Below are 684 nucleotides of genomic sequence, written 5' to 3'. Positions count from 1 at the left end.
TCTTAACTATATATAGTGTGCTAGTTAAGAATTAATTAAAACTGTTTTATTTTATTTTTTGCAGATATGAAGTAATAATCCCACCTCTTAAAAAACGAAGAGTGGAAGTTTAGTTATGTGCAAAAGGAATAAAGATATTATTAAGGATGGTAATTTAAGAACAAAAATTGCCACCATTGTGTGTTTCGCATTTTCAGTACTCTCTACTTCACCTCAAGCTGCGGCTGAAGATGGCACCATTACTTTTACGGGAGCAGTCTCGGCTGTTACTTGTGAAATAACTGGTGGAACAGAAGCAGGGAGTGCTGGGAGTAATGATTTTACCGTTCCTCTTAAAACTGTCAGTACTTCTGCATTATCAAGTATTGGTCAACGTGCGCAAGCAACTAAATTTTATATCGCACTAACAGGAGCAGAATGTACTGATGGCGCAAAAGCAAATGTGAATTTTGAAAGGGCCAGAGGCACGATTGACGATAGCACTGGCAATTTGAAAAATTCTGCTGTAGACGCTGCTGCTAATGTGCAAATTAGTATTCTAAATAAAGATACTACTCCTTTAAATTTATCGGTAGCAAATGATAAACATCAAGAACAAACTATTGCAGGTAACAGTGCTCGATTTGATTATTGGGCAGAATATGTAGCCACCGGTGTGGTGACTGCGGGTAATGTAGAATCAAG

Annotated in this window: 1 protein-coding gene; it reads left to right on the top strand. The window is 37.4% G+C overall.

The genetic code is table 11. The features are described 5' to 3' along the window. Nucleotides 1-115: 115 nt before the first annotated feature. A partial coding sequence (locus tag V2A85_RS24235; protein WP_420072626.1) for a fimbrial protein occupies nucleotides 116-684 on the top strand: 569 nt, incomplete at its 3' end.

The organism is Yersinia sp. 1252 StPb PI (assembly GCF_048593885.1).
GTDB classification, from domain to species: Bacteria; Pseudomonadota; Gammaproteobacteria; order Enterobacterales; family Enterobacteriaceae; genus Yersinia; species Yersinia enterocolitica_E.
Note: the sequence above shows the minus strand (reverse complement) of the source record. Positions and strands in the feature narration are given on the sequence as shown.